We start from the raw sequence: 20,325 nt of genomic DNA on the forward strand, positions 1-20,325 counted from the left end.
AATGAGAAAAAAACACATCATCATATATTGTATTGCTCTTTCTTTGTTAACTGTAAGTTGTAGTAAAAAGGAAGAGGTGGCGGAAAATCCTGCGGGAAAAGCAGAGCAAAAAATTGAGAAACCCGCAGAAGCTTCCGAGACTATTGCTTCATTAACGGAAGAACAAATAAAAGCTGTTGGAATTACAATGGGAACCATTGAAATGAAGGAGTTAACTTCTACCGTTAAAGCCAATGGTACCTTGGATGTACCTAATAACAGTAAAGCCACCATTACCTCTTTATATGGAGGAATTATTAAAACGCTTACTGTTCAGGTAGGTAGTGTGGTGAGAAAAGGACAGGTGATCGCAACAATTGCCAATCCTGAATTTATAAGACTTCAGGAAGAATACCTGACTGTGAATAGTAGAATTACATTTGCGGAACAGGAGTACAGAAGACAACGAGAGCTTTTTGATAATGATGCAGGAGCCAAGAAAAACCTGCAGAGTTCCGATGCAGAATTAAAAACCCTCAGAACGAGGAAGGCCTCTTTGTTGAGGCAACTTCAGATGATGGGAATAAGCCCCGGTGCTGTTAACAATGCAAATATGAGATCAGGTTTGGTAATAACATCACCTATCAATGGAACTGTGAGTAGTATTTCTGCACAAATAGGGAGCTATGTTGATGTTTCATCTCCGGTGGCTGAAGTTATTGATAATGAATCCATTCACTTGGATTTACAGATATACGAAAAAGATCTTCCGAAAATGAAAGTTGGGCAAATTGTTCATTTTAATCTAACCAACAACCCGGAGACAGAGTATGATGCCAAAGTATTCAGCATAGGTTCATCTTTTGAGAATGCGAGTAAGACCATTTCTGTACACTGTAATGTAATCGGGAATAAGGAAGGATTAATTGATGGAATGAGCATTACCGGAGTTGTAAGTCTCGAAAAAACAACCACACCGGCTGTTCCTAATGATGCAATTGTAGAAGCAGATGGCAAGTCTTATATTTTTGTTCAAACGAATAAAAAGCCTGCAGAAAATCATGATGAAGAAAAACCTAAGAAAGAAATGCCTAAAGAAAATGTGAAAATGATCAATTTTGAGAAAATTGAAGTAGTAAAAGGGTCTTCTGATATGGGTTATACAGCAATAACTCCGGTAACAGAAATTGCCCCTGATTCTAAAATAGTAGTGAAAAGTACATTTTTTGTAAATGCAAAGCTCACCAATGCTGGCGAGCAGGATTAATTAAAAGCCTTCCGACAAAAAAACACAATAATATTATTTCACAAGATGGCTTTAAAAGAAGAACTTGAAAAACAAGGGAATTGGCTTTTCAAATATAGAAGCACATTACCGATAGGTATTTTATTTATCGGTTTTGTGGTTTCTGTTCAAATGAATTTAAAAGAAGAAACAACGAGCTGCGAAATTCTATACGAATTTGCCTGCCTTTTAATAAGTGCTGTAGGTTTAGGGATTAGAGTTTATACAGTGGGATATACACCTAAAAATACCTCGGGAAGGAATACCTCAGAAGGTCAGGTAGCTGATACACTTAATACAACAGGGATATACAGTGTAGTAAGAAATCCTTTATATCTTGGGAACTTTTTTATGTGGCTGGGACTTGCCTTATTTACAGAAAATTTATGGTTTGTCGTTTCCTTCATTCTTTTTTACTGGATTTATTATGAGCGGATTATTTATGCAGAGGAACAATTTTTAGAAAGAAAATTTGGAGAAAAATATAGAAGCTGGGCATCCAAAGTACCGGTTTTTATTCCTAACTTAGGATTGTTTAGGAAAAACGAACTCTCATTTAGTCTAAAAAAGGTGTTGAAGAAAGAAAAGAATGGGCTTTTTGCTATGTTTTTGATCTTTACGCTGTTCGATATTACAGGAGAATGGATTAGAGATCATTCTGATCATAATTTGTTGTTCATTTCTGGTACGATCATTACAATGATGATGTACTTTGTACTCAAAGTATTAAAAATGAAAACGAAACTTTTAGAAAACAACAGATCTTAAAGGGTTAGAACTTAATTTAAAAAAAATAATTATGTTATTAAACAAAAGATTATCCATTTGGTATTTCATTAATGAAATAAAATCTCAGATTCTTTTCATTTGCATATTTGCTTTTTGTATAGGGCTTTTAGATTTACTTCCCGGATTTAGAAAAATATCACTTCCTCTGAATATTCCTGCATTAGTGGGAACGGCCGTTTCTCTGTTATTGGCTTTCCGTACTTCACAATCTTACGAAAGATGGTGGGAGGCAAGAATTGTCTGGGGAGCCATTGTAAACGATTCCCGGACTTTGATCAGATTAGCAATTCAGTTTTTACCTGAAAAACAAGCACAGGAATTCGCGGAAAGACAGATCATCTGGACTTTTGCGTTAGGGGAATCGCTTAGAAAGCTGCCCTTTTCCATAAAGGTACAGGAATATCTTACTGCTCATCAAATTGATGCTTTAAATGTTCCGAATGCATTACTCGATGAACATTCCAGGCAGGTAAGAAAAGCTTTTTCTTCAGGGGAAATCTCAGAATTTCAACAATTACAACTTAATGATGCCATTACAAAGCTTTGTGATAGCATGGGAAAATGTGAGCGATTAAAGAATACGGTTTTCCCGCGATCATATAGTATTTTGGTCCATGTGTTAATCTATGTATTTGCTGCTATTTTACCATTTGGATTGGATGATAATCAATTGATAATCGAAGTATTGGTCACTATTTTAGTTCCTACAATGTTTATCGCTATAGAAAGAACATCAATCATCATGCAGGATCCTTTTGAAAATACCCCTGTTGATACCCCAATGACTTCTTTAGCACAGACAATAGAAATTAACCTGAGACAGATGGTCGGGGAAAAGAATGTTCCTATGAAGAAAGAAAATCCTTTGTACTACGAAATGTAACCCAACTTATTTTTGAAATGATGAACGAAAAAAACACACAAACAGTTTCCGCAGCCAGTAAACATAAAAAGAATCTTCTTATTGTATTATCGTTTAGTGGAGCATATCTTATTGCGGAGGTTATTGGAGGAATTCTTACCAATAGTCTTGCGTTGCTTGCAGATGCCGCTCACATGCTTACAGATGTGGTAGGATTATTACTGGCTTTTATTGCAATAAAAATCGGAGAACGGAAAGCGGACTCCAAAAAGACTTTTGGATATTACCGTACAGAAATATTGGCAGCGGTGATCAATGCCGTGGTACTGCTGGGAATCTCCGTGTATGTTTTATTTGAAGCTTATCAGAGATTTAAAAGCCCTCCAGAAGTGCAGAGTAAATCAATGTTGATTGTTGCAGGAATAGGACTTTTAGTAAACATTGCAGGAATGTTGATCCTTAGAAAAGATTCCGAAGCGAGTCTTAATATGAAAGGTGCGTATTTTGAAGTTCTTTCGGATATGCTTACTTCTGTAGGAGTTATGATTGCAGGTGTAATTATGCTTACAACCAACTGGTACTATGCCGACCCATTGATCTCGGCAGCAATTGGCTTACTTATCTTTCCCAGAACCTGGCGACTTCTTAAGGAAGCTGTTAATGTATTACTGGAGAGTACTCCCGAAGATGTAGACATTGATCTGTTACGTAAATCACTGGAACAGGTTCCTGGCGTAAAAAGCGTGCATGATCTCCATGTGTGGTCTCTTACTTCCGGCGTAAATGCCATGAGTTCTCATATTGTTAAAGATGATACAATTACTCAAAATCAGCTGCTGGAAAAACTGACCGAAGAAACAACATCCAGATTTACCATCAGCCATACTACTTTTCAGATTGAGGAAGAAAGTTATCAGGAAGATGTTACCCATTATTAATTAAAAAATATCAGAAATGAAAAAAGAAATAGAAGATAAGCTTATAGACAAAAATACCAAACCAACGAGTATGCGTATCCTGGTATATGATTTTTTGAGCTCTCAGGAAGCTGCTTTGTCATTGTCTGAAATTGAAAGTCATTTTGATAATGCAGACCGAACAACTATTTACAGGACCTTAAAAACTTTTGAAGAGAAAGGAATTGTTCACGGGATACAGGAAAATACAACTACCAAGTATAAGCTTTGCGATGATGATTGTGACGAGAAAACACATAAAGACTGGCATCTTCATTTTTACTGTAAAATTTGTAAGCAAACCACCTGTAAAGAAGATATTTCATTTCCAGATAACATCCAAACTAATTTCCGGATTGATGAAATAAGGCTTTTTGCTAAAGGGATTTGCGAAGATTGTTTGGAAAGTTTGCAATAGTATTGCACTTGTTTTAAAATTAATTTTGTTGAAAATTATAAGTTATGGAAGAATGCTGTAATACAAAACCTCAAAAAAAAGAGCACAATCATTTTGAAGGAGATGGCCATGATCACGGTCACTCTCATGATACCTCAGATAAAACGACTTTCCAGTTGTTTTTACCTGCAGTAATCTCTTTTGTTTTATTAATGATCGGTGTCGCTTTAGACAATTATATAAAAACAGAATGGTTTACCGGTTGGGTTCGGATCGTTTGGTACTCAGCGGCCTATATTCCTGTTGGACTTCCAGTATTAAGAGAGGCTTATGAAAGCATCATTAAAGGAGATGTGTTTTCAGAATTCTTCTTAATGGGGATTGCAACAATTGGCGCATTTGTTATTGCCCAATATCCTGAAGGAGTAGCAGTGATGCTTTTTTATGCCGTTGGAGAAGTATTTCAAACTTTGGCCGTTACAAGGGCGAAAAGCAATATCAAATCATTATTAGATCAGCGTCCGGATGAGGTAACTGTTTTAAAAGGTGGGCAACCCCAAATAGTGAAAGCAGAGACTGTAGGTATAGGAGAAATTATTCAATTGAAATCCGGAGAGAAATTAGGGCTGGATGGAGAATTGCTTTCAGAAACTGCTTCATTTAATACAGCTGCACTTACAGGGGAAAGTAAGCCGGATACCAAAACCAAAGGTGATGCAGTGCTTGCGGGAATGATCAATTTAAATACTGTTAGCCAGGTTAAAGTTACCACGGCATATCAGGATAGTAAACTGAGTAAGATCCTGGAGCTGGTTCAAAATGCTACAGCGCAAAAAGCTCCAACCGAATTATTCATTAGAAAATTTGCGAAGGTTTATACTCCGATTGTGGTATTGCTTGCTATAGCAATTGCATTATTACCTTATTTCTTTGTAGCGGACTATCAATTTAAAGATTGGTTGTACAGAGCTTTAGTATTCCTTGTGATTTCTTGTCCATGTGCATTAGTGATCTCAATTCCTTTGGGATATTTCGGAGGGATTGGAGCGGGAAGCAGAAATGGAATTCTGTTCAAAGGAAGTAACTTCTTAGATGCACTTGCTAAAATCCAGAATGTTGTAATGGATAAGACCGGAACAATGACAGAAGGTGTTTTCAAAGTTCAGGAAGTGGACTTCAAGCCTGAGTTTGATAAAAATGATATATTGAAACTGGTAAACCTTTTAGAAAGCCAGAGTACGCACCCTGTAGCAACAGCTATTCATGAGTATGTAGGAGAAATAGATCATTCCATTCCTATGGAAAACGTAGAGGAAATTGCGGGGCACGGGCTGAAAGCAACAATTAATGGAAAAGATTTATTGGTTGGGAATTTCAAAATGATGGATAGATTCAATATTCAGTATGATATCAACCCGGATAATATTGTGTATACATTAATTGCGGTCGCTTATGATAATAAGTTTGTAGGATATCTTACTATTGCAGATACCATTAAAAACGATGCACAATTAACGATCAATAAATTAAAAGCATTAAATATAAAATCAACCATGCTGAGTGGCGATAAAAGCTCAGTTGTAAAATATGTGGCGGATACTTTGGGAATTCAAAATGCTTATGGGGATTTACTTCCAGAGGATAAGGTGAATAAAGTAAAAGCTATCAAAGCTAAAAATGAGACGGTTGCTTTTGTTGGTGATGGAGTGAATGATGCTCCGGTTGTCGCTTTGAGTGATGTAGGAATTGCAATGGGTGGATTGGGAAGTGATGCAACGATTGAAACAGCTGACGTTGTAATACAGGATGACATGCCAAGTAAAATTCCTATGGCCATTAATATAGGTAGGAAGACCAAACAGATTGTATGGCAAAACATTACCCTGGCATTTGTGGTAAAAGGAATTGTTTTGATCCTTGGTGCAGGAGGTTTGGCGACCATGTGGGAAGCGGTTTTTGCAGATGTCGGAGTTTCACTGATTGCAATCCTAAATGCCGTAAGGATTCAAAGGATGAAATTTTAATCATAAACCATAATTAAACTTAATTATAAGAAGCCTTGCTGGATTTCAGTGAGGCTTCTGTCTGAAAAATATCGATGACTTTCATCATAAATTATACTTAAAAAGAATTTGAGTAGTATATTTGTGGAATAGAATTGATCATTGAAGCTTTTCATATCCATATTCATTATTTTTACCATAGCAATACGTCCTGTATTGCCATTAGTGAACTATGCGGTTAACTATGATTATATTGTAAAAAATCTCTGTGAAAACAGAGATAAACCGCAATCTACATGTAAGGGTAAATGTTATGTAGAAAAAGAACTCGCTAAAACAGAAAAGCAATCGGGGCCACAAACGATAAAAATTTCTGTTATTGATGTATTTCTTTCCAATGATATTCTTTCATTTGCTGACGCCAAAGGATTTGAAATCTTGCAAAAAGTTGCTAATCCAGGCTATATCAAATCGCATTCTTCAGATTATTTTTCCAGGATATTCCATCCTCCTTTAGTATAATTTATAATAACTAATTTACTAGTCGAATACCTAATCTTTATTAGCTATTTATTATGTGATTAGTTTTAATCACATCTCTGAATTAATCCATTATTATAAATTTCATTTCAATCCAATGAAACATATATTCATTTTGACAGCTTTGCTGCTGTCAGTATCATTTATTTCCTGTGCCCAGGAAACACCTAAAGTAAAGCATAGTAAAAGTATGATGACTCCAAAGGAGAACCTTAAGGTAAAAGTAGTCAACGCTGAAGATCCTGTATGTCATATGAAAACGGCAGATTATTTAAAATTTACAGCAACATATAAGAACAAGGTGTACGGTTTTTGCAGTGCTTCCTGTAAGGACGAATTCAACAAAAATCCTGAAAAATATGTCCAAAAATAAAAAAACAGCCCAAAGCTCAAAAAGCAGGATCGTTATTCCCATTGCAATTATTGCAGTTATTTTCCTGGGAGTAGGTTTTGGTATGAGCTATTTTAAAAAAAACCTTTATACTGTAATGAAGGTTCCTGATTTTGAGCTTACCGATCAGAATAATAAAAAGATTACCAATAGAGATATGCTGGGCAAAGTATATCTGGTGGAATTCTTCTTTAGTAAATGTCCCACCATCTGTCCTGTAATGAACAGCAATATGAAAGTGATCGAAGAGGAGATTAACAATCCTGAGTTTGGGATTATTTCCATAAGCATAGATCCGTTGAACGATACTCCGGAAACGTTGAAACAACATGCCAATAGAATCGGAGCAAAATCTCCCAACTGGCATTTTTTAACCGGAGACCGGACGTACATTGGAAACCTTGCGGATCAGTTCAATATCTATGTTGGGGATAAAGAAGATGAGGGAGAGAGTCTTAATCACAGCGGGATGATTGCGCTTGTTGATCAGGAAGGAAATATCCGGTGCAGATATAATAAAGACAATATGCCTATCCTTTACTATTCAGGATTAAACTATAAGGATCCTGAAGGAAAAGAAACACAGCTTACCGGCAAATATCATCCGGACAGGGAAAGGCTGATTGAAGATATTAAGAAGTTATTAAATTAAAAGTTGGATGTCAGGAAGTGTATTGATTATAAATAAAGGTCTTTGACCCTTGTCTTCCATCATCAAACTTACTCTTAAAAAAAATGTTAAACCATAAATACAAAACATTATGAAGATTATGAAAATAGCTGCCGTAGGTGCAGTTTTGGCGGCGCAATTTGCTTTTGCGCAATTCAAGCAAACTCCATTATCATACGCTTACAATGCGTTGGAAGGTTCAATAGATGCACAAACGATGGAAATCCATTATACAAAGCATGCTGCGGGGTATGTAAGTAATTTGAATAAGGCAATTGCTGGAACACCCCAGGAAAAAGAGACTTTATTCCAGATCCTTTCTAAAGTTTCAACTCTTAGTCCAACGATCAGAAACAACGCCGGAGGACATTTTAACCATGAACTTTTCTGGACCATGTTAACGCCTGAGAAAAATACTCAACCTTCTGCGAAATTACTAAAAGCAATTACAGAAACTTTTGGAAGTGTTGATGCCTTTAAGGAGAAAATGAGCAAGGCAGGAGCTGATCGTTTTGGTTCCGGCTGGGCATGGCTTTCTGTGGATAAGAACGGGAAGTTGTTTGTTTCTTCAACACCTAATCAGGATAATCCTTTAATGGATGTTGTAGAAGAAAAAGGAACTCCAATTCTTGGAATTGATGTTTGGGAGCATGCTTATTATTTAAAATATCAGAATAAGAGAGCTGACTATCTTACCGCGATCTGGAATGTATTAAACTGGAAAGAGGTAAGTAAGAGATATGAAAATGCACTGAGCAAAAAATAGATCATGAATTATATTTGCAGCATATTCCTTACCTTCTATATGGTGGTCAGACCTCTGATCCCCATCATGGAATATGCTGTAAATTATGATTATATTGTTGAGGTTCTTTGTGTTAACAAAAACAAACCAGAGCTGAATTGTAATGGTAAATGTTATCTGAGTAAAGAACTCGCTAAAACCAATGATACAGAAACAGCCCCTTTGAGTAAGGGAAAAACTTCCGGACAAAAAATTCTTGATATCTACATCCTTCCGGAAATTACAGAAATAAAAAACACAGGTCTAACATACGATCACAATTTTACATTTATTTATCAAAAGAATTACTCTTTTCTTTTCCTGAAACATATTTTCAGGCCGCCGGTTTTTTAAAGTTGTTTATACATTTTATCTCCAATTGTTAAAGTTCACGTACTGCGAAAATTACAGATTTTCCACACTCATGTGTTCATCATAATTGTTTCATGATTCACTTTATAATTCTAAAGTGCTAAAACTTTTATGTCTATTGGGATTGAAAAAATGAATGTTTTCAACATTCGATGTTTATTTCTATTCAAACAAATACAACTTAAAAAATCAACAATGAAAATTTATAAATTTTTATCTCTATTGTTTATTGGCCTTATATTACTTAGTGCTTCATCATGTCAAAATAATGACGATAGGGATAATTCACAGGATACTACACCGGGAAACCTACAGATAAAGTTTGAAAACGGATTCAATAACCTTGGCGGTATTGTTTTGAATCAGACAACCCAAACTTCTTCAAGCGGACAAAAACACCAGTTTTCTACTTTAAAATATATTATAAGTAATATCAGCCTGATTGATGAATCCGGGAAAGAATTTAAATACAATGAAAATAATCCTGATAAAGGAGCCTTTATCATAGACCAGGCAGATGCCGTAGCAGGAATCGTTTATGTAAACCTTACCGGAATTCCTAAAAACAATTATAAAAAAGTGAAGTTCGGTCTGGGAATCAGCCAGAATGCTTATCTCCTGGGAATGGACGGGCAGGCAGAGTTTTGGAATAAAGCTAAAACAAAAGGAATGTCCTGGTCCTGGGCTGCGGGCTATGTTTTTGTAAAACTGGAAGGAAAATACGGAAGTACTGCGGCAGAGAAGGAGTTTATGAATCATACGGGAAATATGGGAAATGTAGCGGCTAATAATACTCCTGATTTATACCGGGAAATTACTTTAGACCTCCCAACAACGGCTAGAGTGACCGGAAAAATAAGACCGTCGATTCATATTCTGGCCGATCTTAATCAGTATCTGAGTGGTGACACAAAACTTACCCTGAATACATCTAACGATATGATGATGGGGTCGAGTCCGCATTTGGTAAGTGTAACCAACAACCTTACTAAAATGTTTACCGTAAACCACGTTCATAATGATGAAGATTAAAAATATTCTGAAGGCAGGATTGATTATTGTTACATTTTTTAATATCATATCGTGCTCAGATGAGGTTATTGAGCCATTGGAAAAGGATGAGGCTTATAACTTACAGTTTCCAGCTTATTTTCCTGAAATGACGTTTGATAAAACTGGGAATCCGGTCACCAAAAATGGAGTAGAGCTGGGAAGGAAATTATTCTACGAAGGAAGGCTTTCCCGAAATAATACCATTTCGTGCGGATTCTGCCATATACAGGAAAATGCTTTTACGCACCATGGGCATAATGTGAGCCATGGCGTGGAAGACAGGATCGGAATACGCAATGCCCCTCCTATCCAGAATATGGCATTCTTAAAACGATATATGTGGGATGGGGTAATTCATAACCTTAATGAGCAACCCATTATTCCTATTACCGACGCAAACGAAATGGATAGTTCAATGCCTGAAGTGATTGCTAAATTAAATGCCGACAGTAAGTATAGAAATCTTTTCAAAGCCGCTTATGGTGATGAATATATTACAGGGGAAAGGGTTTTGAAGGCTTTGTCACAGTTCATGGTAACGATGATTTCTGCTAATTCTAAGTATGACCAGTATAAGCAGGGAAAAGCAACTTTTACTACAACGGAAACGAAGGGAATGGCACTATTCCAGCAGAAATGTTCCTCATGCCATAGCGGAGAATTGTTTACGGATGAAAGCTTCCGCAATACAGGGATGTATTACAATAGTCAGTTTAAGGATGCCGGGCGTTATAGGGTAACATTGGATCAGGTAGATTGGATGAAATTCCGGGTGCCCAGCTTAAGGAATGTGGAATATACAGCTCCTTATATGCATGACGGGAGATTCTATACCCTGGATGCTGTTCTTAATTTTTACTCGGATAATGTAGAGGACGATCCTAACCTTGATCCGCTGCTTAAACAAAACGGACATATCGGACTCACGATGAACTATGCGGAGAAGCAGTCCATTATTGCTTTCCTGAAAACTCTATCTGATAAAGATTTTGTTACCAACCCAAAATTCTCAGAATAAATTTTAATCGAACATGAAAAATATTTTTTTAATAGGATTGGGTTTATTTTTATGCCAAATAGCCTACGCAGAACCCATAAGAGACAGTTTGTATATTCCTGAAAATAGTTTTAACCCCAGCAAATTTTTTGATGATGATTGTGATGCTTGTGGCTGTGCTGCAGGAAATGGATCATCAGGATTTGAGTCTTTGCTTAATCCTCAATTTATAGGAATAAAATATTTTGCACAGCATTATAAAGCCAAAGAAAACCTTTTTGTGAATGATCTCACCCAGGATCAGTACTTCAATACCATCCAGTTATGGGGAAAAGTTCCCATTACGAAAAAGCTGAGTGTTTACGGGAGTCTCCCTTTTCAGTTTCATGAAAAAAAAACAATGCAGGGAGACATCAGAATTAATGGAATGGGGGATCTGAATGTAATGGGTATTTATCAGCTGATCAATTCTAAAGATGCATCTCACCAATTAAATGGAGGATTAGGAATAAAAGTTCCGTTAGGAAGATTTGATGAAAAAGGAATTACGGGAGTGAATCCGAGTTTCCAATTGGGAACAGGAAGCTGGGATTATCAGATGGTTGTGAACTATAAATACCAAAAGAACAAAGTTGCAGTAATTGTTAATACGGATTATACTGTTAAAGGTGAAAATAAGAAGTATTATCAGTTTGGAAACCAATGGAACTATGCAGCTACCGGATTTTATCAGCTTCATGCGGACAAAAAAATGATCTTTTCCGGGAAAGCCGGATTACAGGGAGAAGTATATGATAGGAATAAGCAATTTGATGAAGCCTTACCGGATACTGCCGGAAGTGCTTTATATGGAAAATTAGGTTTTGAACTTTCTTATAGCAAATGGAGCCTGGGTAGTGAACTGATGCTTCCGGCCTATTCAAATCTGGCCGGTGGAAACATTGAAGCTAAATCCAGATTCAGTGTGTTTATTAACTTTGGGATATAAAAATCAAATGAACATTCCGTTACTCATGTAATGGAATGTTTGTTTTTATTCTGTTGAAAATCATTTTATTAGGTATAATATTGTTTCTAAGAAGAATTTTCTATCTTTGCCGGAATCTGGTGAGCTGTAAAAGGCTTTTAAAAGGGAATCCGGTGTAAATCCGGAACAGACCCGCTGCTGTAAACTCTAAACCAAAATTTTTGATGTATATATCCACTGTTTTTAATGGGAAGGATTTCAAAAATGGAGTAAGTCAGAAGACCTGCCAGAAGATTAAAGTTTGATGCTTTCGTGGAATAAAGCTAAGGACAACAATGCTTCTGTGCAGCTATGGCTGTACTATGTTATTGCTGCTTTCTTATATCCATTAGTGTCAAGATTATTTTCAATGAGCTAATGGAACCGAAATTTACTTTTACAACTAAAAAAATAATTATCACAATCCTTGTGCTAATTAACCAGCTTTATTTTTCTCAGTCAAGAGATAGTATAAAGGAAAAAGGGATCCTTCCGGTTACCATTTATAAAAAAGATTTTAAAGAAATTCTTCCCGCTCAAACTCTTTCAGGAGAACAGCTGGAAAGGTTGAACAGCCAGTCCGTAGCCGATGCATTACGCTATTTTTCGGGAGTACAGATCAAGGATTACGGTGGAATTGGCGGATTGAAAACGGTTAATATCCGAAGCATGGGTAGCCAGCATGTCGGTGTTTTCTATGATGGGATTCAATTGGGAAACGCACAAAACGGGGTTATCGATCTGGGAAAGTTTTCGCTGGATGATATCGGAGAAATTTCATTATACAACGGACAGAAAAGTGAGATCTTTCAGCCTGCAAAAGATTTTGGATCTTCCGGCTCAATTTATCTCCAACCCAAGACTCCTTATTTCTCCGGAAATAAAAAAACGAATCTTGTACTTAGAATAAAAAACAGCTCAATCGATCTTTTCAACCCGTCATTTCGATTGGAGCAAAAGCTTTCAGATAAAATTTCCGCAAGTTTCAGCTCCGAATTTATACAGAGTGACGGACAATATAAATACAAATACCAGAAAAAACGCCCCGATGGTACTATAGCCAATGATACAATTGCAACAAGATATGATTCTTATATTACTGCCAAAAGATTTGAGACCAGCCTGCAGGGAAATCTGAATAATGGAGACTGGAATGTCCGGGGCTACGGATATATTTCAGATCGTGGGATTCCCTCAGCAATTGTGAATAATGGTTTTGATCCGAAAGGACAAAAATTACTTGATAGAAATTATTTTGTTCAGGCTCACCTAAGGAAAAAAATATTTCCAAAATTTGAGACTCAGCTCAAAGCTAAATTTGCCTACGACTATACCCGGTATATGGATACGGTAAATGTAGCTGAAACGGCTTTAAAAACAGATAATACATATATCCAGAGAGAATTATATTTATCATCTTCCAATATCTACTCAATTACACCAAACTGGGATGTTAGTGCTAATGTTGATTTCCAGTATAATAATCTGGATTCCGATCTTAAGCTTTTCTCATTTCCCACACGTTATACCTCATTGGTTGCTTTTGCAACCACTTACCAATGGAACCGGTTTAAATTTCTTGGAAGTGTTTTAGGCACTTTTATTCGGGAGAATGTTGAACGTAATTCAAAGTCGCCGGATAAGAGTGAATGGACACCCTCTGTATTTTTGAGTTACCAGCCACTGGCCTTTAAGAATTTAACAGTGAGAGCATTTTATAAAAGGATTTTTAGAATGCCGACTTTCAATGACCTGTACTATACTATGATCGGGAATGTTTTTCTTAAACCTGAATTTACCAATCAATATGACATAGGTTTTACTTATCAGAAGACTTACGACCATCAGGTTCTGAAAAGTATTTACTTCAAGGCAGACGGGTATTATAACAAAGTGGAAAATAAGATCATTGCAGTACCCACAACCAATCTTTTCAGATGGATGATGACGAATCTTGGAGATGTTCAGATCATAGGATCAGATGTGAATATACAGGCTGAGCTGGACCTTGGGAAAGTAATATTGAAGCCATTGTTGAGCTATACCTACCAAAGTGCACGCGATTTTACTGAAAAAGGAGAGTCATATTATGGAGATCAGATTCCTTATGTGCCATGGCATTCAGGAACTTTTACTTTGATGGCTGATTATAAGGAGTGGAGCTTTAATTATAGCTTTATGTATACGGGGAAACGTTATGATGCACAACAAAACAATATTGAATATAATCTCATCAGACCCTGGTATACGCACGATTTATCGATTCAGAAAAAGTTTAACTGGTATTCTCACCAGTTCAAGGTAAGCTTTGAGGTCAATAATACTTTGAATCAGCACTATGATGTGGTAAGGAACTATCCAATGCCAGGAAGAAATTTTAAACTTATTGTAAGCTATACATTATGAAAAAAATAAGCTATTACGTGTTCTTATTCATTGCGTTTTCATTACTGTCATGCAGAACAGATGAATACACTCCGAAAGAAGAAGTTGAGACGGGTCTTACACAACCGGAAAATACTGCAATCAAAGGTTTTTATGTTTTGAATGAAGGAAATATGGGGAGCAATAAATGCACACTTGATTTTTTTGATTATACAACAGGAAACTACAGAAGGAATATTTATGCAGAAATTAATCCCAATGTTGTCAAAGAATTAGGCGATGTGGGAAATGATATTCAGATTTACGGAGGTAAATTGTATGTTGTGGTGAATGTATCCAATAAAATCGAGGTGCTGGATGCAAAAACAGCAAAGCGAATCAAAACAATCCAGTTACAAAACTGCAGGTACATTAAATTCAAAGATGGAAAAGCCTATGCCAGCAGTTACGCTGGGCCGGTTGATATTAATCCTAATTCTCCTAAAGGAAAAGTTGTAGAGATTGATACGACTTCCCTGGCCATTCAAAGACAAGTTACCGTAGGATATCAGCCTGAAGAAATTGAGATTGTGGGAAACCAGCTTTTTGTAGCTAATTCAGGAGGGTATATGGTTCCAAATTATGATAAAACTGTTTCTGTGATCGATCTCAATACATTTACAGAAAGTAAAAAAATAAATGTTGCAATCAACCTTCACCGCCTTAAAAAGGATAATTACGGGGATTTGTATGTAAGCTCAAGAGGAGATTATTACAATGTACCGTCAAGTTTATTCCTCGTTGATGCAGCAACTGGAACTGTGAAAAAAGATTTTCATCTCGCAGTGAGTGAAATGACCATTGTGAATGATAAGCTTTATTACTATGGAAATGAATTCAATTATAATACCCATTCTTACACTAAAACTTTTGGAATTATTGATGTAAATACCGAACAGGTGATTTCTGATAAAATTATCGATCAGGAATATGCAGATGCAATCAAGGCTCCTTATGGAATTGCTGTAAATCCCATTACTGAGGATATTTATATTACCGATGCGAGGAATTATGTATCCACGGGATTTGTCTATTGCTTTAATAAAAGTGGTCATTTTAAATGGAAAACGGAAGGAGGGAATATTCCGGCTCACTTTACCTTTTTATATAAATAACTGAATCTTAGATATGGACAGAAAAATTTTAAAAATAATACCTGCTGTACTGGTTATATTTCTTTTAACCGGAATGTCAGGATGTAAAAGTGACAGAGATGAAGAGTCTTCATTTAAGGGATTGGAAGAGTCTTACACGATCAATCGTTTTAAGGTACTGAATATTCCCGCAAATGTTCCTGGTAAACTGACCTGGAGTATTAAAGATTCCATTATTTCTGAAGGATCCGAACTCGATTTTATCAGCCCTTACGCGAAAACATATCCACTGACACTGAAAATAGAACAAAATGGAAATGTGAAAACATATCAATCTACCATTATTGTAAATAAGGAGACAGATTCCTACAGTAAATATATTGCCAGTGTACTGGATTTCCGCCCTGCAATAGGACAGTTTACCAATGAAATTCCTGAATATCTTGCTGGAAATACAGCCAATACTATGTTGCAAAAAGCCAGGGAATCTTTAATCGGCTCAAATTCCACAATGATCAGTTTAGGAGGATTCGGGGGCTATGTTGTTTTTGGGTTTGATCATACGATTCCAAATATGAACGGCCGGGATTTTAAGATTCTTGGAAATGCTTTCTGGGGAAATAATGCTAACGATCCACGTTCGGGTTCTTGTGAGCCGGGAATTATTATGGTGGCTTATGACAGAAATAAAAACGGGAAACCTGATGATAATGAGTGGTACGAAATTGCTGGAAGTGAATATTTTAAAAATACAACCGTAAAGAATTACAGCATCACTTATTTCAAACCCAATGAAACTAAACTTCCTGTTCCCGGAAGTGAGCCATGGCAAACTGATATCGAATATATTAAATGGCAGGATAATCAGGGAAATACCGGATTTAAAACCAAGAACGGGTTCCATGATCACAGCTACTTCCCTTTATGGATTTCTGATGCTTCTTACAGCTTGTCAGGAACTAGATTACAAAACAATTTTTACGATCAGAGTGGAAATGGGTCTTATTGGATTGGTAAATCATATGACTTTGGATACGCGGATAACGCTCCGAATAATGATGAGGCATCCAATATTGATATTTCCTGGGCTGTAGATAAGAGCGGGAAATATGTAAAGCTTCCGGGGATCGATTTTGTAAAAGTGCACACGGGAATCAATCAGGAAGCAGGCTGGCTGGGAGAAGTGTCTACGGAAGTAGCAGGAGCATACGATTTATACATAAAATAAAATTCAACAATAAATTTATTTAAAAATGAAAAAGATCTATCTTTTAACTTTACTGTTATTCTTTGCATTTTTCACGAATGCACAGGTCACAGTTCAGGGCGTGCCCCGAAATGACATCAAACAAAATTCAGTACATAAAAATGGGCTGAAAACAATAACTACCGTAACCAGTTTTTCTGATATTCAGTACTGGGTGGGGACGGGTTCTAAAAAGGCGGCTTTTGTTGTCCAATGGAATGATGGAAAAAATCCTGATGCTTTAGTTTGGGGATTTAAGTGGGATGGAAATGCTACAGGAGAGGATATGCTAAAGGCCATTGCTAAAGCGGACCACCGTTTTTATTCTTTGCTGTATCAGGGAACTACTTTCGGAACAGCGATCGGAGGACTTGGTTTTGATCTGAACGGACAAGGGACCAATGGATTATACAAGAATAACAATGTAACATATCCATTGTATCCTTTAAATGGTATCATCAATACGACAGCATATGATTTCGATGATTATACAGCGATAGATGCGGCTAATGATCACTGGAAGTCTGGCTGGACTACCGGATACTGGTCTTATTGGGTGAAGAATCCTACAGATACCGATTTTGGATATTCTAGTTTAGGTGCCAGCAGCCGTACTTTAGAAAACGGAGCATGGGATCTTTGGAATTTTTATCCGGGAATGGTTGATCAGCCGATTTCTACAACATTAACACCAGTATCGGCTTATGCTTCACCGGCAACGTTTACAGATGGTTATTTTATGGTGAATGAAGATTGGTATGGACATACCAATGGCTCTGTTAATTTTGTAAATAATAATGGTCAGATCAACTATAGGATATATAGTGACAAAAACAATAATGAAGCATTCGGAGCTACTACACAGTATGGAACGATCTATGGTGATAAGTTTTACTTTATTTCGAAACAGGCTGCTGATGGGGGTGATACACAATATACACCTGGAGGTAGACTTGTTGTAGCGAATGCCACTACCATGCAAAAGATCGCTGGATTTAATACTATTGGAGGAGGAGACGGAAGGTTTTTCCTGGGTGTCAATGAACATAAGGGATATATTGGGACCACTACCGGAATCTTTTTATTTGATATTGATAATTTGCAGGTTGGAACTTTAGTGCCCGAAACTAATGGTAAAGGCCAGATTGGGAATATGATTCGTACATCGCAATATGTATTTGCTGTGACACAAAACGGGGGAATTCTTGTGATCAACCCGAATACCAACGCTGTTGTTCAGACTATTGCAGGTGCATTTTATTCAATTGTACAGGCTAAAGATGGAAGTGTTTGGGCGATTCAGCAACAGAAATTGGTGAATATCCATCCTACTACTTTTGTAACAACAGATTATGCTATTCCTACCACTAAATACATTGGAGACTGGGGAGCATGGTATGCCGGAAGATTGACGTATAGTACCAAACAAAATGCGCTGTACTGGATCAACTCAATTAATGCATTCTCTTCGGGTAGCCAGATTGTGAAATTTGATGTTACCAATAAAACATTTAACGAAAGCTTTGCCGCAATTCCAGGACAAACGGGAACTTACAAGCAGATTCCTTATGGAGCTGCTTTGCGTGTAAATCCTGTTACGGATGAATTGATTTTGAATACAACAGAAAGTGGTTATGGAGCACACTATCAGAAAAACTGGGTACATACATTCAGTAGTACAGGAACTCTTACCAATACTAAAATATTAAATGATTATTATTGGTTCCCTGCGGTTACTGTGTTCCCGGATACTATTGCTCCAGTTGTACAAAGTACATTCCCATCACAAACTACTGTGAACAGTACGACTACCATCGACCTTAAAACAATGGTTTCTGATGCTGATAACCTTTCGTTAGCTATTGTAAAAACTGTAAAGTCCAATAGTAATTCAGGAGTTGTAAATGCTGTGATTAATACAAATGATGAGTTGGTATTAACACCGCAAAGTACGGGAACTTCTACAGTTGTTATAAGCTTTAATTCAAATGGAAAGCTTGTGGAAAAATCACTTGTAGTAAATGCTAATTTGTCTACATTAGGAACAGCGGATGTTAGAAAGCTTGAATTGGGGATTTATCCTAATCCTGCGACAGATGTTCTTAATATTAAAACTCAGGATAAAGTATTGAATACGGTAGTATATGATGCTTCCGGAAAAATTATTCCTACTCAGTTCAGTAATGGACAAATCAACGTAAGCACGCTTACAAAGGGAATTTATATTCTAAAGGTAGTTACTGATAAAGCAGTTTACCAGCAGAAATTTATTAAGAATTAAATTCTTAAATGATAGTTTATACATTAAACCCTCTATCATGTGATAGAGGGTTTTTTATATAGGTTAAGGGCTTTTGTAAGATACCATGAAACAGATTATATATCCGTTTTTTAACTGATTACCCGAATGCTTACTCTCGTAGAGTTGAAAATATTCAGTGGCACAATGATCGTGATTATTCTAAATTGATTACAAATAAATACGGCAGGCTTTTAGCCTGCCGTATTTTTCACATGTTGTTATTACATGTTTTTTTATTTAATCATGATTTTACGAGAGTATATTTTTCCTTCTTTTGTTGTAAGGGTCATAATATAAACTCCTTCCGGTAGTGTAGATTCAAACGTTTTTGATTTTAGTTTTGAACGGTACACTTCTTTTCCTGATGTATTGATTAAAGCAACGTCAGATCCTTCGAAAGGTACATTTCCATCAAGGGTAACCTGACCATTCTTGCTGTATGCCATTAAGCTGATGTGTGGATCTTTGTACTGATAAGCGTAATAAATACGGAAACCTCCATTAAGGTTAAGCAATCCTGAGTTAAGGCTTATTTTCACACGGTCAAAAGGTTTGTTCATGGTAAGTTCAATAGCTCCTCTACTTGCATCCGTCCCACCAAGCTTAAGAACATCATCGAACATATTCATATAATCATTATTGGAAACATCACCAAGAAATGTCTCTATAGATATTCCTCCTATGAGTTGTGCAGTAAGAATAGATTGATCTGTACCAACACCAATGACAAGTTTATTCGTATCAGCAAGGATATTGGACGTAGGGAAAATCAGAGTCTGTTCTGTTCTTCCTAATAATCCAATAGGAACAAGTAGGGTAGAGTAGTCGTTTTCGTTACTGCCTACTGCGTTTTCTGGATTTTGTACAAAACAGGCAACACAGATACCATATGCCCGGTTTGTTTGACTGCTTGCGTACACTTTGTTAAGTTGTGCAAAAGACATTGTGTTCATTAGGAACAATAGTAAGGAAGCCAAGACTACTTTTTTCGTCATGCTTTGGCCTGCGAATAGATTTGTTTTCATATGTTAGAAATTAGTTTTTAGAATTTTAAAATTACAAAAAAAAAGGTTACGATAATGTATTTATTTCATATTTATGTGATTTAATAATGATTTTTATTTTTTCCTTAACCTAAGCAAGTCGTTGAAAATGAAGTAATCCCTTGTCTATAA

19 protein-coding genes and 1 riboswitch are annotated in these 20,325 nt (G+C 36.5%); of the genes, 18 read left to right on the forward strand and 1 reads right to left on the reverse strand.

Annotation, left to right across the window (positions count from 1 at the left end):
• Position 1 precedes the first annotated feature (1 nt).
• The 18 genes from PFY10_15240 to PFY10_15325 all read left to right on the forward strand — a co-directional run bounded on the left by PFY10_15240 (position 2) and on the right by PFY10_15325 (position 19,129).
• Complete coding sequence (locus tag PFY10_15240; GenBank protein ID WBV55583.1) at positions 2-1,246, forward strand: efflux RND transporter periplasmic adaptor subunit; 1,245 nt, start codon at positions 2-4, stop codon at positions 1,244-1,246.
• Positions 1,247-1,291: 45 nt separating this feature from the next.
• Positions 1,292-2,032: an isoprenylcysteine carboxylmethyltransferase family protein gene (locus PFY10_15245; protein ID WBV55584.1), complete on the forward strand. Its 741-nt coding sequence runs from the start codon at positions 1,292-1,294 to the stop codon at positions 2,030-2,032.
• A gap of 31 nt (positions 2,033-2,063) precedes the next feature.
• The gene (locus tag PFY10_15250) at positions 2,064-2,936 is read left to right on the forward strand and encodes a bestrophin family ion channel (GenBank protein WBV55585.1); all 873 of its coding nucleotides are present in this window, start codon (positions 2,064-2,066) and stop codon (positions 2,934-2,936) included.
• Between the two features lie 20 nt (positions 2,937-2,956).
• Positions 2,957-3,853 carry a cation diffusion facilitator family transporter gene (locus tag PFY10_15255; GenBank protein WBV58949.1) on the forward strand — a complete coding sequence of 299 codons (897 nt, stop codon included), beginning with the start codon at positions 2,957-2,959 and terminating at the stop codon, positions 3,851-3,853.
• Between the two features lie 16 nt (positions 3,854-3,869).
• Positions 3,870-4,289, forward strand: coding sequence for a transcriptional repressor (locus PFY10_15260; protein WBV55586.1), 420 nt, complete (start codon positions 3,870-3,872; stop codon positions 4,287-4,289).
• Positions 4,290-4,333: 44 nt separating this feature from the next.
• Positions 4,334-6,292: a heavy metal translocating P-type ATPase gene (locus PFY10_15265; protein WBV55587.1), complete on the forward strand. Its 1,959-nt coding sequence runs from the start codon at positions 4,334-4,336 to the stop codon at positions 6,290-6,292.
• Positions 6,293-6,433: 141 nt separating this feature from the next.
• Positions 6,434-6,793 carry a hypothetical protein gene (locus PFY10_15270; GenBank protein ID WBV55588.1) on the forward strand — a complete coding sequence of 120 codons (360 nt, stop codon included), beginning with the start codon at positions 6,434-6,436 and terminating at the stop codon, positions 6,791-6,793.
• A gap of 115 nt (positions 6,794-6,908) precedes the next feature.
• Positions 6,909-7,184 carry a YHS domain-containing protein gene (locus tag PFY10_15275; protein ID WBV55589.1) on the forward strand — a complete coding sequence of 92 codons (276 nt, stop codon included), beginning with the start codon at positions 6,909-6,911 and terminating at the stop codon, positions 7,182-7,184.
• Positions 7,162-7,854, forward strand: coding sequence for an SCO family protein (locus PFY10_15280; protein ID WBV58950.1), 693 nt, complete (start codon positions 7,162-7,164; stop codon positions 7,852-7,854). The genes PFY10_15275 and PFY10_15280 overlap by 23 nt, the downstream gene beginning before the upstream one ends.
• Before the next feature lie 109 nt (positions 7,855-7,963).
• Positions 7,964-8,638: a superoxide dismutase gene (locus tag PFY10_15285; GenBank protein ID WBV55590.1), complete on the forward strand. Its 675-nt coding sequence runs from the start codon at positions 7,964-7,966 to the stop codon at positions 8,636-8,638.
• A gap of 3 nt (positions 8,639-8,641) precedes the next feature.
• On the forward strand, positions 8,642-9,010 hold the full coding sequence (locus PFY10_15290; GenBank protein WBV55591.1) for a hypothetical protein: 369 nt from the start codon (positions 8,642-8,644) through the stop codon (positions 9,008-9,010).
• A 213-nt stretch (positions 9,011-9,223) separates the two neighbouring features.
• Positions 9,224-10,060, forward strand: coding sequence for a hypothetical protein (locus PFY10_15295; protein WBV55592.1), 837 nt, complete (start codon positions 9,224-9,226; stop codon positions 10,058-10,060).
• On the forward strand, positions 10,047-11,099 hold the full coding sequence (locus PFY10_15300; protein ID WBV55593.1) for a c-type cytochrome: 1,053 nt from the start codon (positions 10,047-10,049) through the stop codon (positions 11,097-11,099). The genes PFY10_15295 and PFY10_15300 overlap by 14 nt, the downstream gene beginning before the upstream one ends.
• A gap of 13 nt (positions 11,100-11,112) precedes the next feature.
• On the forward strand, positions 11,113-12,066 hold the full coding sequence (locus PFY10_15305; protein WBV55594.1) for a transporter: 954 nt from the start codon (positions 11,113-11,115) through the stop codon (positions 12,064-12,066).
• A 100-nt stretch (positions 12,067-12,166) separates the two neighbouring features.
• Positions 12,167-12,351: riboswitch (cobalamin riboswitch) on the forward strand.
• Positions 12,352-12,462: 111 nt separating this feature from the next.
• Entirely contained in the window at positions 12,463-14,490 is a 2,028-nt protein-coding gene (locus tag PFY10_15310; protein ID WBV55595.1) for a TonB-dependent receptor, read from the forward strand.
• Positions 14,487-15,623: a YncE family protein gene (locus PFY10_15315; GenBank protein ID WBV55596.1), complete on the forward strand. Its 1,137-nt coding sequence runs from the start codon at positions 14,487-14,489 to the stop codon at positions 15,621-15,623. Before PFY10_15310 ends, PFY10_15315 begins: the two co-directional genes overlap by 4 nt.
• 13 nt (positions 15,624-15,636) lie before the next feature.
• Positions 15,637-16,830, forward strand: coding sequence for a cell surface protein (locus PFY10_15320; protein ID WBV55597.1), 1,194 nt, complete (start codon positions 15,637-15,639; stop codon positions 16,828-16,830).
• Between the two features lie 25 nt (positions 16,831-16,855).
• Positions 16,856-19,129 (forward strand): DUF5074 domain-containing protein, encoded by a 2,274-nt coding sequence (locus PFY10_15325; GenBank protein WBV55598.1) that lies wholly within the window; start codon positions 16,856-16,858, stop codon positions 19,127-19,129.
• Between the two features lie 254 nt (positions 19,130-19,383).
• Here PFY10_15325 and PFY10_15330 read toward each other — a convergent pair whose 3' ends face one another.
• Positions 19,384-20,175 (reverse strand): T9SS type A sorting domain-containing protein, encoded by a 792-nt coding sequence (locus PFY10_15330; GenBank protein ID WBV55599.1) that lies wholly within the window; start codon positions 20,173-20,175, stop codon positions 19,384-19,386.
• Positions 20,176-20,325 lie beyond the last annotated feature (150 nt).

The sequence above is a fragment of the Chryseobacterium daecheongense genome (assembly GCA_027920525.1).
Taxonomy (GTDB): Bacteria; Bacteroidota; Bacteroidia; order Flavobacteriales; family Weeksellaceae; genus Chryseobacterium; species Chryseobacterium proteolyticum.

Coding starts and splice junctions, on each gene's coding strand:
- PFY10_15240 (WBV55583.1), top strand. CDS start 2: ATGAGAAAAAAACACATCATCATATATTGTATTGCTCTTTCTTTGTTA.
- PFY10_15245 (WBV55584.1), top strand. CDS start 1,292: ATGGCTTTAAAAGAAGAACTTGAAAAACAAGGGAATTGGCTTTTCAAA.
- PFY10_15250 (WBV55585.1), top strand. CDS start 2,064: ATGTTATTAAACAAAAGATTATCCATTTGGTATTTCATTAATGAAATA.
- PFY10_15255 (WBV58949.1), top strand. CDS start 2,957: ATGAACGAAAAAAACACACAAACAGTTTCCGCAGCCAGTAAACATAAA.
- PFY10_15260 (WBV55586.1), top strand. CDS start 3,870: ATGAAAAAAGAAATAGAAGATAAGCTTATAGACAAAAATACCAAACCA.
- PFY10_15265 (WBV55587.1), top strand. CDS start 4,334: ATGGAAGAATGCTGTAATACAAAACCTCAAAAAAAAGAGCACAATCAT.
- PFY10_15275 (WBV55589.1), top strand. CDS start 6,909: ATGAAACATATATTCATTTTGACAGCTTTGCTGCTGTCAGTATCATTT.
- PFY10_15285 (WBV55590.1), top strand. CDS start 7,964: ATGAAGATTATGAAAATAGCTGCCGTAGGTGCAGTTTTGGCGGCGCAA.
- PFY10_15290 (WBV55591.1), top strand. CDS start 8,642: ATGAATTATATTTGCAGCATATTCCTTACCTTCTATATGGTGGTCAGA.
- PFY10_15295 (WBV55592.1), top strand. CDS start 9,224: ATGAAAATTTATAAATTTTTATCTCTATTGTTTATTGGCCTTATATTA.
- PFY10_15300 (WBV55593.1), top strand. CDS start 10,047: ATGATGAAGATTAAAAATATTCTGAAGGCAGGATTGATTATTGTTACA.
- PFY10_15305 (WBV55594.1), top strand. CDS start 11,113: ATGAAAAATATTTTTTTAATAGGATTGGGTTTATTTTTATGCCAAATA.
- PFY10_15310 (WBV55595.1), top strand. CDS start 12,463: ATGGAACCGAAATTTACTTTTACAACTAAAAAAATAATTATCACAATC.
- PFY10_15315 (WBV55596.1), top strand. CDS start 14,487: ATGAAAAAAATAAGCTATTACGTGTTCTTATTCATTGCGTTTTCATTA.
- PFY10_15320 (WBV55597.1), top strand. CDS start 15,637: ATGGACAGAAAAATTTTAAAAATAATACCTGCTGTACTGGTTATATTT.
- PFY10_15325 (WBV55598.1), top strand. CDS start 16,856: ATGAAAAAGATCTATCTTTTAACTTTACTGTTATTCTTTGCATTTTTC.
- PFY10_15330 (WBV55599.1), bottom strand. CDS start 20,175: ATGAAAACAAATCTATTCGCAGGCCAAAGCATGACGAAAAAAGTAGTC.